Source organism: Neisseria sp. P0009.S007 (assembly GCF_051962515.1).
Genome location: NZ_JBQCVF010001172.1, coordinates 1 through 256, shown reverse-complemented (window position 1 = coordinate 256; position 256 = coordinate 1). Strand labels below are relative to the sequence as shown.

At 42.6% G+C, this 256-nt stretch carries 1 protein-coding gene; it reads right to left on the bottom strand.

Annotated elements, in window-relative coordinates; genetic code table 11:
- A partial coding sequence (locus tag ACTHS3_RS18185) for a hypothetical protein (protein ID WP_440368822.1) occupies positions 1 to 234 on the bottom strand: 234 nt, incomplete at its 3' end.
- Between the last annotated feature and the right edge of the window lie 22 nt (positions 235 to 256).

Sequence of the window (256 nt, the reverse complement as noted above, 5' to 3'; positions counted from 1 at the left end):
ATCCTTACCCCTCAATTCAATTTTTACCGTACCCTTCGGCCCGGAATCTTCAGGCCTATTCAATACCGCCTCAATCAACTCTTGCTTGGTCAAGTCTTCAGGAAACTTCCTGTCGCTCACCCATTTAATAGTATCCCAGGTGAGATGGTCTTTGCTGTCACAAAAACTGATTCGGGTTTTATTGTCATCAGTCAAATAGTAAGTAGCATGCTCTCTTTGGAACATCTTTACCACACCCAGATTGTCCTTAAAAATC